This window comes from Bifidobacterium sp. LH_413 (assembly GCF_056357015.1).
In genome coordinates this window covers 31,680-48,409 of record NZ_JBKEVK010000001.1, presented here as the reverse complement: position 1 = coordinate 48,409, position 16,730 = coordinate 31,680, and the positions used below count along the sequence as shown (strand labels likewise).

Genomic DNA, 16,730 nt, shown 5'->3' with positions numbered 1-16,730 from the left:
AACATGCAGCCAACAGCAGATGGCGATTGCGCTACGTTGTCGCGAAAGCGGGAGTACTCGCATAAAATGGGAGAGGTTGCCGTGAGGTACGGGCTACGCCTGACCGTCGCCCGTCCATGGCCGAAGAAAGATGAAAGGCTGAAGACAATGCGCGTTATCTTTAATGAAGAGCTCAAGGCCGTGGCCGACGACCTTGACCGCATGGCGCAGGGTGTGCGCAAGTCCATCCGCGGCGCCGGCGACGCCCTGCTTAAGCAGGACGTGGAGGCCGCCCAGACCGTGATCGACGGTGACATCGAGCTGGACGCCCTCGAGGAGAGCGTCGTCGACCAGTGCGTGAAGCTGCTGGCCAAGCAGAACCCGGTCGCCACCGATCTGCGCGTCGTGGTCTCCACGATGCGTCTGGCCACCACGTTCGAGCGCATGGGCGATCTCGCCAAGCACGTGGCCGAGACCGCGCGCCGCGCCTACCCCGCCTCCGCGCTGCCGGAAGGCGCGAAGGAGACGTTCCAGCAGATGCAGGACTTCCTGGACGAGACCTCCGACGACGTGGTGAGCATGCTCGCCGACCGCGACGCCAAGACCGCCGAGCGCATCATCGCCAACGATGACAAGCTCGACGCCCTGCACCACAAGACTTTCGAGTTCGCGCTTGACGAAAGCGTGGAAATCAGCCGTCAGCAGCTCATCGACGTCGTGCTGCTCGGCCGCTTCCTCGAGCGCCTCGGCGACCACGCGGTCTCTGCCGCGCGTCGCGTCGTGTTCATCGTCTCCGGTTTCGATCCGTCGAAGGAGCCGAGCCGTGACGAGGAAGGCTCGATCGAGTAAGGTTCCGTCCGGCTGTCCGGACGGATAACGAATTTCCTCCCTAGGGAGGACCCGGAACGGCGCAATGGCCTTGATTGGTCTTGCGTCGTTTTGTTATATGCGGATTGCCGGTTCGGCACCCCCTCAGTCCGGCGAAGCCGGACAGCTCCCCCTGAAAGGGGGCGCAGGCCACGTCATATGCGCCCCCTTTCAGGGGGAGCTGGCGCGCGAAGCGCGACTGAGGGGGTATCGCCATACGCGAAGAGGGGACGCTCCTTCTCGGAGCGTCCCCTCTCATTACCGTGATTCAGTGACGAATCGTCGGGCTCACTTCTGGCCCTGGGCGGCGACGGCGGCGGCACCGGCTGCGGCGGCCTCCGGGTCCAGGTACTCGCCACGCGGCTTGATCGGCTTGAAGTCCTCATCCAGCTCGTAGAGCAGCGGGATGGCGGTCGGGATGTTGACCTTGGCGATCTCCTCCTCGGACAGGTTGTCGAGCATCTTGACGATGGCACGCAGCGAGTTGCCGTGGGCGGCGATCAGGACGGTCTTGCCGGCCTTGAGCTCAGGCTCGATGGCGGACTTGAAGTACGGCTCGACGCGCTTGACGACATCGGCCAGGCACTCGGCTTCCGGAACCGGATCGCCGGTGTAGCGCGGATCGTGGTTCTGCGCGTACTCGTCGTTCGGATCGATCTCGGGCGGCGGGGTCGCGTAGGAGCGGCGCCACAGCATGAACTTCTCGTCGCCGTACTCCTGACGGATCTCCGTCTTGTTCTTGCCCTGCAGAGCGCCGTAGTGACGCTCGTTGAGACGCCAGTTGCGCTCGACCGGAATCCACAGGCGATCCGCGGCGTCCAGCGCGATGTTGGCGGTGTTGATGGCGCGACGCAGCAGGGAGGTGAACACGATGTCCGGGAGGACGTTCTTCTCCTTGAGCAGCTCGCCGCCACGCTTGGCTTCGGCTTCACCCTGCTCGGTCAGCGGGACGTCGACCCAGCCGGTGAACTGATTGGTTTTGTTCCATGCGCTCTGTCCGTGACGGAGCAGTACCAGTTTGTAAGACATACGGCCAGTCTACCGCCAGATCGGCCCAGACACGAACAATAATCCCACGTTTCTCGGCAACGTTTGGGTAAACAATCGCGCGGATGGTCGGGCGGACACCCCCTCAGTCGGCCTCCGGCCGCCAGCTCCCCCTCAAGGGGCGCAAGAAAGAGGACCCCGCGAACGCGGACCTTTTTCTGCTCCCCCTTTCAGGGGGAGCTGTCCGGCTTTGCCGGACTGAGGGGGTAAGGCCCACCGATCAGGTGACGGCGGTGATGCTCTCGTCGGGGGCGATGGCGGCGGGGAACATGAGCAGGGCGAACGCGACGGCGAACCAGAGCGCGTTGATGCCGGCGAACCGCAGCGCGGCGCCGTACCGGCCGCGGAACACGTTCGTCACCACGCCGGCGAGGAACGCCGCCCCCAGTACGGCCACGACCGTCAGGAACAGCAATCCCAACCCGCGCATCCGACCGATATGCCCGGTCGAGACGTACGACACCCAGTCGGAGGCGCCGATGCACGGCCCCAGATACAGGATCACCGACAGGATCCACTCCCCCGCCGCGCATACGACGAGCAGAATCCTCGCGCCCCTCGCACCCAATCGCACGGCCAACGTACGTTTGCCGTGCACGAGATCATCGTCGATGTCACGCAGATTGTTGACCATGAGCAGCATCATCGCGTTGACGCCGCAGCAGACGGCGGCGGTGATCCCCGTCCCGTCGACGCCGTAGTCGCCGGTCCACAGCATCGCACCCACGGTCCAGCCGGCGGCGGCCATCGGACCGGGCACCGTGAGCGGCGTCTCGAACGCGATCCGCCACGTGCCGGGCATGCCGAAACCGTCGAAACTCCACGCGACCGCGAATTGCGTGCCGAGCGTGGCGACGAGGCCGAAGAACACGAACACGAACGGCTCGCCGAGTCCCGCGTACCCGTAGGGGTGACGGCCGCCGGTATAGAACCACCCGGCGATGACGCACAACGCGCCGACGCCGATCAGCCAGTACTGCCCGGACAGCACGGCGACGGCGAGACCGCACACGCAGGCGAGCGCGGCGGCGCAGCCGGCCGCGGCGAGCACGCGTTTCGGCGGCACCAGACCGGACGCGACGAGGCGGCGCGGCTTGCCGCTCACCGCCTCGCTGCCGCCGCGCGACGCGTCCGTGCCGCGGACGCCGTCGGAGTAGTCGTTCGCGAAGTTGACGGCGATTTGGAGGAACAGGGCGACGCCGGCGCACAGGAGCATCATGCCGATGAACCGGACGAGCGCATCGTCGTAGGCGTACCAGGGGTCGAAGCACGGGCCTTTGGCCATCTCCATATCGGCCCAGACGCCCTCGTCGGTCGAGATGCAGCTGCGGGCGGACGAACCGAGCATCTGCCACGCGCAGGCCGCGCCGACCAGCACCGGCGCGATTGACGCGGGCAGCGTCTTCGGACGGATACCGGACAGCCAGAGGCGCAGTGACGCGTGCGCGCTGTTCGATGATTCCCGATTCATGATGTTTCCCCCCATCTATGAATTGGCCCCCTCTGACGAGGGGGCCGAAAGTGATGCTATCAGGCGACGAGGGGCTTGACGAGCGGGAAGGTGATCGTCTCGCGGATCGTCGCGCCGGTCAGGGCGATGAGCAGTCGGTCGATGCCCATGCCCATGCCGCCGGCCGGCGGCATGCCGACGCCGAGCGCCTCGAGGAAGTCCTCGTCGATGTCGCACGCCTCCTCGTCGCCGGCGAGCGCGTCCTTCGCCTGGGCGACGAAACGCTCGCGCTGCACGATCGGGTCGTTGAGCTCGGAGTAGCCGGTGGCCAGCTCGAAGCCGCGCACGTAGAGGTCCCACTTCTCGACCACGCCCGGCTTGGAGCGGTGGCCCTTGACGAGCGGGGAGGTCTCGACCGGGAAATCGCGCACGAAGGTCGGCTCGTAGAGCTTGTCCTCGTAGAAGTGCTCCCACAGGTGCTCGACGAGCTTGCCGTGGTTCTCGACCTCGTCGCGCTCGACGCCGAGCTTGTCGGCGATGGCGCCGAGATGTTCGACGGAGGTGCCCGGATGCTCGGGACCGCCGTTCGGGACGATCTCCTCGCCGAGCGCCTCGGACAGGGAGTCGTACATGCTGATCGTGCGCCATTCGCCGCCGAAGTCGTATTCGGTGCCGTCGAGCAGCGTCACCTTGTGCGAGCCGTACACGTCCATCGCGGTCTTCTGCACGAGCTCCTTGACGAGCTGGCCGATCGTGTTGTACGTGCCGTACGCCTGGTAGGCCTCGACCATCGTGAACTCGGGGGCGTGCGTGGCGTCGACGCCCTCGTTGCGGAAGTCGCGGTTGATCTCGAACACGCGGTCGATGCCGCCGACGAGGCAGCGCTTGAGGAACAGTTCCGGCGCGATGCGCAGGTAGAGGTCCAGGTCGAACGCGTTCATGTGCGTGGTGAACGGGCGGGCCGCGGCGCCGCCGTGCACGGTCTGCAGCATCGGGGTCTCGACCTCGATGAAGTCGTGGTTCGCGAACGTGTGGCGCAGCGAGGCGACCGCCTTGGAACGGTTGCGCACCATGTTGCGGATCTTCTCGTCCGCAATCATGCCGATGTACGGCTTGCGGGTGCGGGTGTCCTCGTTGAGCTCCTTGTGGAGGGCGGGCAGCGGCTGGAGCGCCTTGGCGGCGATCGCCCACTCGGTGGCGAAGACGGAGAGCTCGCCGGTCTTCGAGGAGATGACGCGGCCCTTCAAGTACAGGTGGTCGCCGAGGTCGACGAGCTGCTTGAACTGCTTGAGGGAATCGGCGCCGATCTCCTTCTTGGAGATCATGCCCTGGATCTTCGTGCCGTCGCCGGCGGAAAGCTGCACGAAGTTGAGGCCGCCCGCGTTGCGGATGAACAGGACGCGGCCGGCGATGCCCACCATGTCCTCGGTCTCCTGGCCGGGCTCGAGCTTGCCGTCGTACTTGGCGCGCACGGATTCGATGGTGTCGGTCACATCGAGGTGGACCGGGTACGGGTTGACGCCGGACTCGAGCATCATCGCGCGCTTGGCGACGCGCATCTGCACCTGCTCGGGGTGGGCCAGCGGGCCGAACTCCTTGTTGGACGGGTCGACGGCCTCGTCCAGGGTGGCGCCGCCCTTGATCTTCTCGCGGATGGTCTCATCCTGCTTGAGCAGCATCTCCGCGCGTTCCACCGTGGTCATCTGGGGGACGGCGTTCTCGACGTTCTCGTCCTCGTTCGCTTGGGATTCTTGGGTTTCACACATAGGCACACAGTCTAGCGAGAAGGCGATACACGGCGGGGAGCAGGGGGATGAATGGATGGGGCGGGTGCGACGGGGTCGCACGGAATCACCCCCTCAGTCGCACTCCGCGCGCCAGCTCCCCCCGAAGGGGGCGCAGGGATGGGAACGGGGCAATCCGTACGCAACACCCCTCAGTCGCACTCCGCGCGCCAGCCCCCCCCGAAGGGGGCGCAGGGAAAAGCGTGGAAAACGGCGCGACACGCCGACGTTTGCATCGCTCGCCCAAACATGTAATATATCACCCGTTGCCAAACGGGCTGTAGCGCAGCTTGGTAGCGCGCTTCGTTCGGGACGAAGAGGCCGCGGGTTCAAATCCCGCCAGCCCGACAACTGAGGAACCGCTGAGAAATCAGCGGTTCCTTTTTTATTCTCTTTGGCCATGGTTCCCTCCCTGACTGTCGCTGCCCCCGAAGGCCCGCCGCTCCGAATACGCAATCCGGTATGGGGTGAGGAGTAGCGTTGCGTATAACGTTTGATGCAAACGTATTCAGAAAACGTGTTTATCAAACTTATTCGTACACCAAGGGGAATCATGAAGAGAAGTCTGCTCGCGCTGGCAGCCGGGTCGTTCATCCTCGGCGCCGCCGAATTCGTGATGATGGGCATCCTGCCGCAGGCCGCGGCCGCCACCAACGTGGATATCCCGACCGCCGGCCACTACATCTCCTCCTACGCGCTCGGCGTGTGCTTCGGCACGCTGATGCTCGTCGTCGGCCGCAAGACCCCGCCGAAGCGGCTCATCATCCTGTTCATGGTCATCGCGTTCGCCGGCAACCTGCTCTCCGCGTTCGCCGTCAACGCGCCCATGCTGCTCGTCACGCGCTTCATCGCAGGGCTCCCGCACGGCGCGTTCTTCGGCACCGCCACATTCGTCGCCAAGACGCTGGCCGACAAGGGCAAGGAGGCGCAATCCGTCTCGCTGATGGTGGCCGGACAGACCATCGCGAACATGCTCGGCGTGCCAGCCGGCACGCTGCTGGCCGAATTCCTCTCGTGGCGTCTCACGTTCGGCTTCCTCGCCGCATGGGCCGCGATGACGGTCGTCCTCGTGGCCGCCTGGGTCCCGGCCGTCGCACCGGTCAAGGACACCGGCATCAAGGGGCAGTTCCGCTTCCTCGCCAAGCCCGGCCCGTGGTTCATCATCGCGGCCATCTTCACCGGCAACGCGGGCGTGTTCTGCTGGTGGAGCTACGTCTCCCCGTGGCTGCAGAAGTCCGGCGGCTGGCAGTCCTCCCTGGTCCCGATGTTCATGATGCTCGCCGGTTTCGGCATGGTCCTCGGCGGACTGGCCGGCGGATGGGTCACCGACCACTGGCGTCACGCCGGCACCGCCGCGCTCGGCCAGTCGGTCTCCTGCCTCGGTCTGCTCATGGTGCTCGTCGTGCCGGGCAACCACGTCTCGACCACCATCCTCACCTTCTGGATCGCGTTCGGCCTGTTCTTCGTCAACGCGCCCCAGCTGCTGCTCATGGCCGAAGCCGGTCAGGGCGGCGGCGAGCTCATCGCCGTCGCCGCCGCGCAGATCGCGTTCAACTTCGGCAACGCCGTCGGTTCCGCGGTCGGCGGCATGACGCTCAACGCGTTGGCGATGAACTACCGGTTCACCGGTCTCGCCGGCCTGCCGCTCGGCATCCTCGGCGTCGCCCTGCTCGCCATCTACTCGTGGCGCTACGAGACCGACACCGACGCCATCCACCGTCTGCGCGAAGTCCACGTGTGAGAGCGGCCGTCGCGCACGCCACTCACACACGTCACGCCGCCCGCGCACCGCGCGTGGGCGGCGTGCGCTTGCTCACACTTCACGGAAGTTCACCTCCCGTTCTTCCCCGTCGCCCACCCCGGCCATGTCGCGGCCGTAGCGTGGGCCGTGTCCGGATGAATCGGGCTCCATGACCACACGGAACCCGACGGACATGACGAAGGGAATCATCATAGTGAAGCAAATGAAGAGGAACACGCATATCGCGACGAGACTGTTCGCCGCGATGGTCGCCGCGGCGACGCTGTCCGGCGTCGGCGTCGCGACCGCCGCCGCGGGCGAGACCGCGACGAACGCGCGCGACGTCGCCGGCGCGACGGCCGCGTTCGACGCCGCGAAGTACGCGGCCACCAGCGAAGGCCGCTACGACGCCGCCGCAGCCGGCGGCGACGCGACCGTCTACTCCGACGGTGCCACGCGCGCCGCCGTCAAGCCGAATCTCGTCCAGCTGCTCGGCGAATACGATGCATACTGGCAGCCGGCCACCGAAAACGCCGGCGGCAAGGTCCTGAACAAGACCGTGCTCGACCACGACGACGATTTCGTCCAGAAGATCAACAACGCGGCGGCGGAAGGCGGCGACGGCAAGACCGCCACGCCGCAGCAGCAGCGCGCGCTCGTCGACGCCGACATGAGCGCCGCCGAGACGCTGCCCGACTCGCTCGGCCCGGTCCTCGGCAAGTACTTCTCCGACGGACTCGCCGACGGCAGCCTGAACAAGGTGTCCGACATCTTCAAGTACGACACGATCTCCACCTCGACCGCGAAGAAGCATTTCCAGCACCCGCGTCCGTTCGAGGACCGCACCGACGGCGGCAGGAACGAGATCACCGACATCTCCGCCGGCATCAAGCGCGTGCCCGACTGGACCGACGCGCAGGGCGACACGCACTCCGCCGAATACGACGGCCTCGCCGGATCCGGCTCGTTCCCGTCCGGCCACACGACCGGCGCCTACTCGTGGGGCGTCGCGCTGGCCGGCATGTTCCCGCAGCTCGCGCCCGAGATCCTCGCCCGCACGTCCGAGGCGGGCAACAACCGCATCGTGCTCGGCGTGCACTACCCGCTCGACATCATGGGCGGCCGCATCGACGGCGAGGTCGCGAACGGCTACTACTGGAGCACCTACTACGACAAGTACGTGAAGCCGGCCTCCGACCAGCTGCAGTCGTATCTCGCCGCCAAGTGCGTGGCGGACGGACACGCCACCAAGCAGGACTCCGACTACGCAACCGTGAGTGAGTGCGTCGGCAACCTCGGCGCGAACGCCTCGAACGGCTACACGAACGCGTTCGTCGACGTGGTGAGCAAGGAGCCGGTCACCGACCGCGCCTCCGCGCTGCGTGTCTACACGAACCGACTGACCTACGGCTTCGCGAAGACCACCGCCGGCACCGAGTTCAAGGCACCGGAAGGCTCCGCCGACCTGCTGAAGATCGCGTACCCGAAGCTGCACCGCGACCAGCGTGAGGCGATCCTCGCGAAGACCGCGATCGACGGCGGCTACCCGCTCGACTCCACGTCCGACGGCTGGCAGCGCATCAACCTGGCCGCCGCACTGAGCGCGAAGGTCACGCTGAACGAGAACGGCGACGTCGTCAAGGTCGAGCCGGGCGCGAGCGCGCCGAGCGTGATCGGCGAACAGTACGCCGACAACGGCGGCCACCCGGATTCCGACGGCGACGGCGGCTCCGGTTCCGACAAGCCCGACCAGCCGGGCAAGGACGCCAAGCAGGTGACCGTGTTCGACATCACCGACTTCCACGGCCACATCGAGACCGGCCAGTGGATCGAGGCGGCGTACAAGAAGCTCGCCGTCGACCACAACCCGGGCAACAGCGTGTTCGTCTCCAGCGGCGACCTCGTGGGCGCCTCCCCGTTCGAATCCTCCTACTTCCAGGACAAGCCGACCCTTGAGATGGCGAAGGCGTGGGGTCTGAGCGTGAGCGCGCTGGGCAACCACGAGCTCGACAAGGGCACGGGCGACTTCAACGACCGCATCGCCGACCCGCAGTACGGCGTCGACTGGGTGGCCGCGAACATCTCCGGCGGCAAGCTCACCTCCGATCGCCTCAAGCCGTACACGATCAAGACGATCAACGGCAAGAAGGTCGCGTTCGTCGGCGCCATCACCGCCGACCTCAAGAACGTGGTCTCCCCCAGCGTCATGCAGGGCGTGACCGTGACCGACCCGGTCCAGGCGGTCAACAAGGTCGCCGACCAGCTGTCCGACGGCAACCAGTCCAACGGCGAGGCGGACGCGGTCGTGGCGCTCGTCCACGAGGACGGCGACACGCTCGCCTCCGACGGCGACGGGTTCGACGCGAACGTCGACCTCGTCTACGCGGGCCACAGCCATCGCAACGAGTCCGGCGCCACCACGAAGTCCGGCGCGCCGATCATCGAGGCCGGCAGCTACGGCCGTGACGCGGCCGCGCAGGACCTCTACATCGACGGCTCCGGCAAGGATTCGAAGGTCACCGTGCAGAACGCCTCGCAGTACGCCGTCACGTACGTGACGAACAAGGACGGCACCGCGCCGTCCAAGGGCTTCGAGGGCGACGACAACGGTCCGGCCGCGAAGGTCTACAAGCAGGCCCAGGCGGATTCCGCCGCGGCCGGCGAGCAGGTCATCGGCACCATCGACAAGTCTGCGGACTTCGCGAAGGGCGACTGGTCGGCCGAGACCCAGCTCGGCACGCTGAACGCGGATGCGGCGCTCGAATCCGCGAAGAAGACGGAGGTCGGCAAGAACGCGACCATCGGCTTCATCAACCCGGGCGGCCTGCGCACCGACAACCTCGATCTTGACGGCAACAAGCAGATCACCGTCAAGGAGGCGTACAGCATGCTCCCGTTCGGCAACGACAACAGCGTGGTCGACCTGACCGGCAAACAGCTCAAGACGGTGCTCGCCCAGCAGTGGCAGATCAAGGACGGCAAGTCCAGCGTGACGCGTCTCGGCATCTCGTCGAACGTGACGTTCGTCTACACGCTCGCGCCCGACGCGAACACCAAGGCGCCGGTCGCGACCGTCACCGACGTGTTCGTCGACGGCAAGCAGATCAAGGACGACGACACGGTCACCGTGGCCGCCAACTCGTTCCTGCTTTCCGGCGGCGACGGGTTCACCGGATTCACCGCGCAGGGCGCGCCTCGCCTGACCGGCACGGTCGACGTGCAGGGGCTCATCGACTACCTGGGCGCGCACCCGGGCGTCAAGGGCGACGAATCGCCCGCCGGCGTTGAGCTGACGGCCTCGTCGCTCGAGGGCGGCAAGGCGACGCTCACGTTCGACCTGCCGGTGTACGCGCACGGACCGAAGCCGCTCGCGCTCGGCCTGTACGTCAACGGCGTGGACTTCGGCGTCAACGAGCTCGGCTCGGCTAAGCCCTCCGAGTTCACGGTGACGAAGACGCTGACCGCCGATGAGCAGGCGAAGTTCGGCACCGCGGTCGCTTCGGTGAACCCGCAGCTGCTCTACACGCAGGACGAGATCGACGCCGCCAAGAAGGCGCACGCCAACGGTGGCCAAGGCGGCCAGCCCGGTGGCCAGGGCGGCCAGGGCGGCCAAGGCGACAATACGCCGCAGAACCCGACGCCCGGCAAGGGCAACGGCGGCACCGGCGCGAACGGCGCCGCCAAGGGCAACACCGCCAAGGGCAATGGCCTGTCCAACACCGGCGCGTCCGTGGCGGGCATCGTCGCGGTGGTCATGCTGCTGGCCGCTGCCGGCGGCGTGACCGTCGCCGCGCGTCGCCGCCAGCAGCGCTGATACTGGTTTCGGTGATTCGGTTTCCATCGAAACTGAATCGGAAATCGAATCCGCTGGCCGGGACCTTCCAAGGCCCGGACCACGATCTCCCGGAGAGCCCCGCAGATGCGGGGCTCTTCCCGTTTCGGTGTCCCATTGTCGGAAAACAGCCGCGTGTTCCCGACGACGGGACGCTGAGCCGCCACCAGCGTCCCCGATTCCGGAGCAATGGCCTTGTTTCCCGACAACGGGACACCACGGCGGCGCATCACGGCAAGACGGCAACGGTATCGCCGTAGGATGGCAAGACCGCCCGGAATCGCCCGGTGTAACGACACTCACAGCGTGCGGCGGGAACGGTCACAGTACGCTGGAAGTCAGTGATGGACGACATTCGCGATGGAGGGAACAAATCGATGGCCGATGATGCAGTGGACGGCGACGCGATCGACGGGATGGAATCGTTTGCAGACAATGCCGCGATGAACACGGATCTGGAGGCGGCGCTGGAGCAGATGACGGCGAAGCACGCGCACGATTTCGACGCATCGCAGGACAACACGCAGAGCACACAGAGCACGCAGAACGAAGGCGGCAACGCATCCGATGACGCGCGCAACGAGGACACCGCCGGCCGTTCATTCGACGTGAACGAGTTCCTCAAGGGACTGGACGCGATCTTCGCGGCGCACGACGCGGCGGAGAAGGCCGGACCATACCTCGAGCAGGCGGCAATCGACGCGGAGAACGCGGGCGACGAGGCGGGACTGCTCACCGTGCTCAACGAGACGATGGGCTTCTACCGGTCGCAGGGCCGGCACGAGGAGAACCAGTGGATTGTGCAGCGGGCCATCGAGCTCGCCCTGCACATGGGGCTCGAAGGCACCGAAGCGTGGGCGACGACGCTCATCAACTGCGCGACCGCGATGCGCGCCGCGAAACATTACGACCAGTCGGAGGACCTGTACCGGCAGGCGCTGGCGTGCGCGGAACGCAACTATGATCCGACGGACCGACGGCTCGCCGCGTTGCACAACAATCTGTCGATGCTGTACAGCGAGACCGGACGCATCGACAAGGCGGAAGCCGAACTACGCGAGGCGCTGCGCATCATCGAATCGTCGAGCGTGAACCCGGACGCGGACATCGACGTGGCTTCGTCGCACACGAACCTCGCGCTCGTGCTGCTGGAGGAGCGCAAACTGGAGGAGGCGGACCGGCACGCGTCGAAGGCGCTGGAGATCTACGCGGCCGGGCATCTCGAACATTCGGCGCACTACGCGTCCGCGCTGGCCGGACTCGCGCAGGTGCGCTACGCGCAGGAACGGTATGCGGACGCGGTCGCGTACTACCGTCACGCGCTCGCCGTGATCGCGGAATGCTACGGCACGGACACGGACTACTACCGGATCACCGAAGCGAACCTCAACGAGGCCGCGGCGAAGGCGGGGGCGGAGTCTCTCCCCCACCCGGCTACGCTGGGAGCCCCCTCGTCAGAGGGGGCCAAGGCGGAACAAGACGGAGCCTCTCCTCTGTCTCCCGCCGGCGGGAGCGGGGATGTGGCGTTCTCTGACGAGGGGGCTGTCGCCGGAGGCGACTGGGGAAGAGACCACGCAGCCACCGCAACGCCGACCGCAACGCCAATCACGGCGCAAACCGCAACATCGACCACACCACATACTGAGTCGCAATCACCCATCTCCGGCCTCAAACTCGCGAAAGCGTACTGGGAGGAGATCGGGCGTCCGATGGTGCGGGCGAAATACCCGGAGTATGCGGACCGCATCGCCGCCGGTCTCGTCGGGCACGGATCGGAATGTTACGGCTTTGACGACGCATATTCGCACGATCACGATTTCGGCCCGCGCTTCTGCCTGTGGCTCACCGACGACGACTATGCGGCGATCGGTGCACGATTGCAGGCCGACTACGATGCGCTCCCCCGCGACTTCCGTGGCTACGTGCGTCCGTCCGCCGCCGCGGACGAGCCGACGGACACGGGCGACACCACCACCGACGATGCCACCACCGCCGACGCGACGGCCAATCTGGCCGAATCCTCGCCGCTCACGCCGCGCGCGCAGGGCGAGTTCCGGCGTGACGGCGTGTTCCGCATCGGCGATTTCTTCGAGTCGATCACCGGATACCGCGAGGCCCCGGCGGCCGATGCGCCGCACGAGTGGCTGATGCTCGACGAGGCGACGCTCGCCGCCGCGACGAACGGCCAGGTGTTCGCCGACCCGCTCGGCGCGTTCTCGCAGGCACGTCAGGGGTTCAAGGACATGCCGGAGGACGTGCGTCTCGCGCTGATTTCCAAGCGGCTCGGCATGATCGCGCAGGCGGGGCAATACAATCTGCCGCGCAGTCTGAAGCGCGGCGACGGCGCGGCCGCCTGGCTCGCGATCGCCGAGTTCGTGGATGCGGCCGCCTCGCTCGTGTTCCTCGTCAACAAGCCGATGGTCGCCGGCTACCTGCCGTACTACAAGTGGCGGTTCGCCGCGCTGCGCAAGCTGTCCGGCGGCATGTTCGCACGCCTCGGCGACGTGTGCGGCAATCTGGAATCGGTGATGCGTCTCGCTTCCGCCGCCTGCTACGGCGGCGCGGGCTTCGGCGAAGGCGGCAAGGGCTCCGCGCCGGCGGCCGAGTCCATCGAACGCCTCGTCGAGGAGGTGGCGGCGTCCATCGTCAAGGAGCTCAGACGCGACGGGCTCACCCGCTCGGATGAGACCTTCCTCGAATGGCAACGGCCGTACGTCGAGGAGCATATCGAATCCAGCGCCGCATGCCTGCATAGTCTGTGAGGAGCCTCAGCGATGAACGAACCCAGCGAAACCACCACCGAATCCACCGGAACCACCGAAACCACCGTGCTGCGCGAGCGGATCGTGCGATTGGAGTGGGACCAGTTCCAGCGCACGAACAACGAGGGCGGTCGCGCCGCGTGCCAGGGCAACTGGCCGGTGTTCCACCAGATGCGTCTCGCCCAGTTCCTCACGTGGGACCGGCCGCTGCTCGAATCCTATGCGGACGACCTCGCCGAGGCGGACCGCATCGGACGCAATCTCGTCACCGAGAAATACGGGCGCATGATGGCCTCGACCGCACCGGACGAATATGCGCGCAACATCGAACCGTACATTCCACGACTGTCCGAGAGACGCGTCGCGCGGCAGGAGCGCGTCATCGCGACGCAGGTCGCGTGGGCGCGCGACTTCCGCGCACGCTACCCGAGGCTCGGCGAGGCGATGCGCGTGCTCACCACCAGCGAGGACACGCCCATGGCGACTTCGTTCGAGACGTATCTGCGCGGCGAGCTCGGCACATATTCGGACCGCACGTTCGCGCTGTACGAGGCGATGATCGCGGGTCGCGCGGCGGACAGCGGCCGTGACTGGCCCCTGGCGGGGTCTCTCCCCCAGTCGGCTTCGCCGACAGCCCCCTCGTCAGAGGGGGCCAGTGCGGCGGACGGCGGCGAACATATCGCGAACATCACCGAGGAGACGCTGCTGCACACCGTGCGGCTCGGCGGATTCTCGGGCCTCGACGAGGCGGAGGCCGCGCAGGCCTCGGCATGAATCACCCACCGCGAGCCAGCTGGCCCCGACCCATCGCGAGCGCGCGGCAGTGCGTCCAGGCATCACCTCGCAAAGGTCTATCTGCGTTGCAGGGGGTACACGCGTCCTACCGCAGACACCTATCCGCGTTACGAGGGGTATCTCGAATGGCGTATCCGGGCAATAACCAACGTCGTTCCGCCACGAATACCCCGTAACAACCACACTCGGTACCCCTCTCAAGCCAGTTGCCCTTCGTGACGGAGCGAGATGTACCCCTCTCGATGAAGATAGCCGCATCCGAGCCGGCCTGAACGCGTCCAAACAGGTCCATCCCGTCCAATCGGCCCCAAAGACAAGCCAGCCGTCCCGAATCGGGGCGACGCGAGAGGCACCGAAGGACGCCCCGCCGGCGTCACGGGGTGAACAGCCCCCAGAACGCCATGACGACCAATGCGAGCAGCATGCCGGCGAGCGCGAGGAACGCGGCGAGCCAGTGCCAGCGGCCGACGAGCCACGTGGAGTGGAGTCCTGCCGTCGGGTAGAGGCCGTGCGCGAGGTAGGCGCGGCGGACGCGCCACGCGTCCCACAGCCGCACGATGAGCCATGCGCACATCACGGCGCAGGTCACGCCGCCGACCCGCAGCGCGATGAATCCGGCCGCCATGAGCGTCGGGTCGCGGTTCACGGTCAGCGCGCTCATGCCCACGTAGGAGAGGTATGCGGCGAGCGCGACGAGCGTCAGCGTCGTCGCGGCGATTCCCCAGCCGAGGATCCGCCGCAATGCGCGCGAGTACCCGACGTTGCGCACGTACGCGCGGCTCGTGCCGGGCCACGGCCGTGCGGCGTCCGTCCCACGGCCGTCCCGGCTCCCGCGCCCGTCCCGTCCGTCACGTCCGTCACGCGTGCGCGATTCGTTCGCCCGTCGCCGTCCGATTGCGGGGAACCTGCCTCGCAGGCCGCCGGCCACGTTCGCCGCGCCTTGCGCGCGCAGTGCGGCGAGCCGGCGGCGACGCGCGATCTCGAAGCAGCCGAAGCCGATCGTCATGACGATGACGGCTGCGAAGCAGAGCACCGAGGCGGCGGTAAGCGCGACGAGCACGCCGAGCGAGCCGATGATGCCGGACGATGTGTCGCGCGGCGCGACGTACTGCTGGTGCGGCGTCGCGCCGGCGATCCGCGGCGTGGTCCAGCCGTCGGCCGGCACCCCCGCCGCGACGCCGTTCACCCAGTCGGCGAGGTCGCGTGTATAGCCGTCGGCGAGCGGGAGGCCGGCGGTGAAGAGGCCTCGGCCGGCGCGCATCTGATGGTTGGCGGCGTAGTAGCGGACGGTCACGTTGCGGTTGCCGTGGCGCGCGGCGTCGTGGATGATGGTGCGCGCGCCCTGTTCAATCGGCATGGCGGTGTCGTAGACGCCGTAGTCGACGAGCACGGGCATGGTGAGCGAGCCGCGCACCGTGTCGGCGTCGAAGTCGGCGTAGCGCAGGTCAAACGGCGCGAAGTCGAGGGAGAGGAGTTTGGCGACGTCCTTGACGATCGGCTGTGGCGCGCCGGCCTGCCGCGCGTAGGCGCTCACGGCCATCGCCATCTGTTCGCGGCCTTTGTAGACGGGCGCGGAGGCGAGGATGCTGAAGGCGATGTCGCGGCGTTGCGACGTCATGAGCATGGAGATCCACGTGCCTTCGGATTCGGCGTACAGTCCGGTTTTCGCGGCGTCGACGCCGGGGATGAGTTCGAGCAGGTCGAGCGCGGTCATGTAGTCGCGCGCGAATCGCTGGTAGTCGCGGTGGAGCGGCGTGTAGTCGGCGGTGCGTTTGGCGGGAACGAGCGTGACGATGCCGGCGGAGGCCATCGCGTTGGCGATGTCGCCGAAGTCGTCGGCCGTGCCGGTGCCGGAGCCGTGGATGAACAGGCACGCGGGTCGCCTGCCGGGCGCGTCGACCGGTTCGCGCAGGATGGCGGGCACGCTGCCGCCGTCGTCCAGGTGGATGGTGAGTTCGCGTGTGCGCGTGCGGTAGGCGCCCTGGTGGTCGGCGAGGAAGGATGACGGAGATGGGTTGGGTGCGGCCGAGTTCGCGGCGGCGGTGACGTTGTCGGCGGGGATGGAAGAGGGATTCGCGATGATGGATGTGTCCGCGGATGCGACCGTGATGTGGTCGGTGTAGGGTTCGGGCCGCCACTGCGGCATCATCAGCATGCCGAGCGCGGCGAGGACAACGATCAGGACGACGGCGACGCCGGCGATCCGACCCACCGTGCGCCACGCGTCCATCGCCCGCTCCTTTCCTCTGATCCTCTACTGGCTGCTCCGCGATACCTCATGGTTGCACCGGCGCGGATTGCACCGGTTTCACTGTGCGTCACTCTAGTTCCCTCCCCCGCAGGACACGCCTTCATAGGTGGGATGGCGACCCCCTCAGTCAGCCTACGGCTGACAGCTCCCCCTGAAGGGGGCGCAAGGAGCCGAGCGCCATGGGTCGTTTCGCTATCTTGCGCCCCCTTGAGGGGGAGCTGG

9 protein-coding genes and 1 tRNA gene are annotated in these 16,730 nt (G+C 67.1%); 6 read left to right on the top strand and 4 right to left on the bottom strand.

All coding sequences use genetic code 11. From position 1 onward, the window contains the following. Positions 1-147 precede the first annotated feature (147 nt). Positions 148-828, top strand: coding sequence for a phosphate signaling complex protein PhoU (gene phoU, locus AC1AYN_RS00140; protein WP_034525951.1), 681 nt, complete (start codon positions 148-150; stop codon positions 826-828). Positions 829-1,134: 306 nt separating this feature from the next. Here the strand turns inward: phoU and AC1AYN_RS00135 are convergent, their stop codons facing one another. The 3 genes from AC1AYN_RS00135 to lysS all read right to left on the bottom strand — a co-directional run bounded on the left by AC1AYN_RS00135 (position 1,135) and on the right by lysS (position 5,109). Further along, positions 1,135-1,875, bottom strand: coding sequence for a phosphoglyceromutase (locus AC1AYN_RS00135; protein ID WP_034525883.1), 741 nt, complete (start codon positions 1,873-1,875; stop codon positions 1,135-1,137). 238 nt (positions 1,876-2,113) lie between these two features. Beyond that, positions 2,114-3,178, bottom strand: a complete 1,065-nt coding sequence (gene menA / locus AC1AYN_RS00130; protein WP_476532281.1) for a 1,4-dihydroxy-2-naphthoate octaprenyltransferase — start codon at positions 3,176-3,178, stop codon at positions 2,114-2,116. A 245-nt stretch (positions 3,179-3,423) separates the two neighbouring features. Further along, a complete protein-coding gene (gene lysS, locus AC1AYN_RS00125; RefSeq protein ID WP_476503087.1) occupies positions 3,424-5,109 on the bottom strand; it encodes a lysine--tRNA ligase in 1,686 nt (561 codons plus the stop codon). A gap of 292 nt (positions 5,110-5,401) precedes the next feature. Here lysS and AC1AYN_RS00120 point away from each other — a divergent pair. The 5 genes from AC1AYN_RS00120 to AC1AYN_RS00100 all read left to right on the top strand — a co-directional run bounded on the left by AC1AYN_RS00120 (position 5,402) and on the right by AC1AYN_RS00100 (position 14,236). After that, positions 5,402-5,475: transfer RNA gene (locus AC1AYN_RS00120), tRNA-Pro, on the top strand. Between the two features lie 205 nt (positions 5,476-5,680). After that, positions 5,681-6,868: an MFS transporter gene (locus tag AC1AYN_RS00115; protein WP_476531354.1), complete on the top strand. Its 1,188-nt coding sequence runs from the start codon at positions 5,681-5,683 to the stop codon at positions 6,866-6,868. A gap of 223 nt (positions 6,869-7,091) precedes the next feature. Continuing rightward, complete coding sequence (locus AC1AYN_RS00110) at positions 7,092-10,682, top strand: 5'-nucleotidase C-terminal domain-containing protein (RefSeq protein ID WP_476531353.1); 3,591 nt, start codon at positions 7,092-7,094, stop codon at positions 10,680-10,682. A 461-nt stretch (positions 10,683-11,143) separates the two neighbouring features. After that, positions 11,144-13,462, top strand: coding sequence for a DUF4037 domain-containing protein (locus AC1AYN_RS00105; protein ID WP_476532280.1), 2,319 nt, complete (start codon positions 11,144-11,146; stop codon positions 13,460-13,462). 12 nt (positions 13,463-13,474) lie between these two features. After that, positions 13,475-14,236: a DUF4125 family protein gene (locus AC1AYN_RS00100; protein WP_476531351.1), complete on the top strand. Its 762-nt coding sequence runs from the start codon at positions 13,475-13,477 to the stop codon at positions 14,234-14,236. 394 nt (positions 14,237-14,630) lie between these two features. Here the strand turns inward: AC1AYN_RS00100 and AC1AYN_RS00095 are convergent, their stop codons facing one another. Continuing rightward, the gene (locus AC1AYN_RS00095; RefSeq protein ID WP_476531349.1) at positions 14,631-16,487 is read right to left on the bottom strand and encodes an alpha/beta hydrolase family protein; all 1,857 of its coding nucleotides are present in this window, start codon (positions 16,485-16,487) and stop codon (positions 14,631-14,633) included. Positions 16,488-16,730: the final 243 nt, after the last annotated feature.

Coding starts and splice junctions, on each gene's coding strand:
- phoU (WP_034525951.1), top strand. CDS start 148: ATGCGCGTTATCTTTAATGAAGAGCTCAAGGCCGTGGCCGACGACCTT.
- AC1AYN_RS00135 (WP_034525883.1), bottom strand. CDS start 1,875: ATGTCTTACAAACTGGTACTGCTCCGTCACGGACAGAGCGCATGGAAC.
- menA (WP_476532281.1), bottom strand. CDS start 3,178: ATGGCCAAAGGCCCGTGCTTCGACCCCTGGTACGCCTACGACGATGCG.
- lysS (WP_476503087.1), bottom strand. CDS start 5,109: ATGTGTGAAACCCAAGAATCCCAAGCGAACGAGGACGAGAACGTCGAG.
- AC1AYN_RS00115 (WP_476531354.1), top strand. CDS start 5,681: ATGAAGAGAAGTCTGCTCGCGCTGGCAGCCGGGTCGTTCATCCTCGGC.
- AC1AYN_RS00110 (WP_476531353.1), top strand. CDS start 7,092: ATGAAGAGGAACACGCATATCGCGACGAGACTGTTCGCCGCGATGGTC.
- AC1AYN_RS00105 (WP_476532280.1), top strand. CDS start 11,144: ATGAACACGGATCTGGAGGCGGCGCTGGAGCAGATGACGGCGAAGCAC.
- AC1AYN_RS00100 (WP_476531351.1), top strand. CDS start 13,475: ATGAACGAACCCAGCGAAACCACCACCGAATCCACCGGAACCACCGAA.
- AC1AYN_RS00095 (WP_476531349.1), bottom strand. CDS start 16,487: ATGGACGCGTGGCGCACGGTGGGTCGGATCGCCGGCGTCGCCGTCGTC.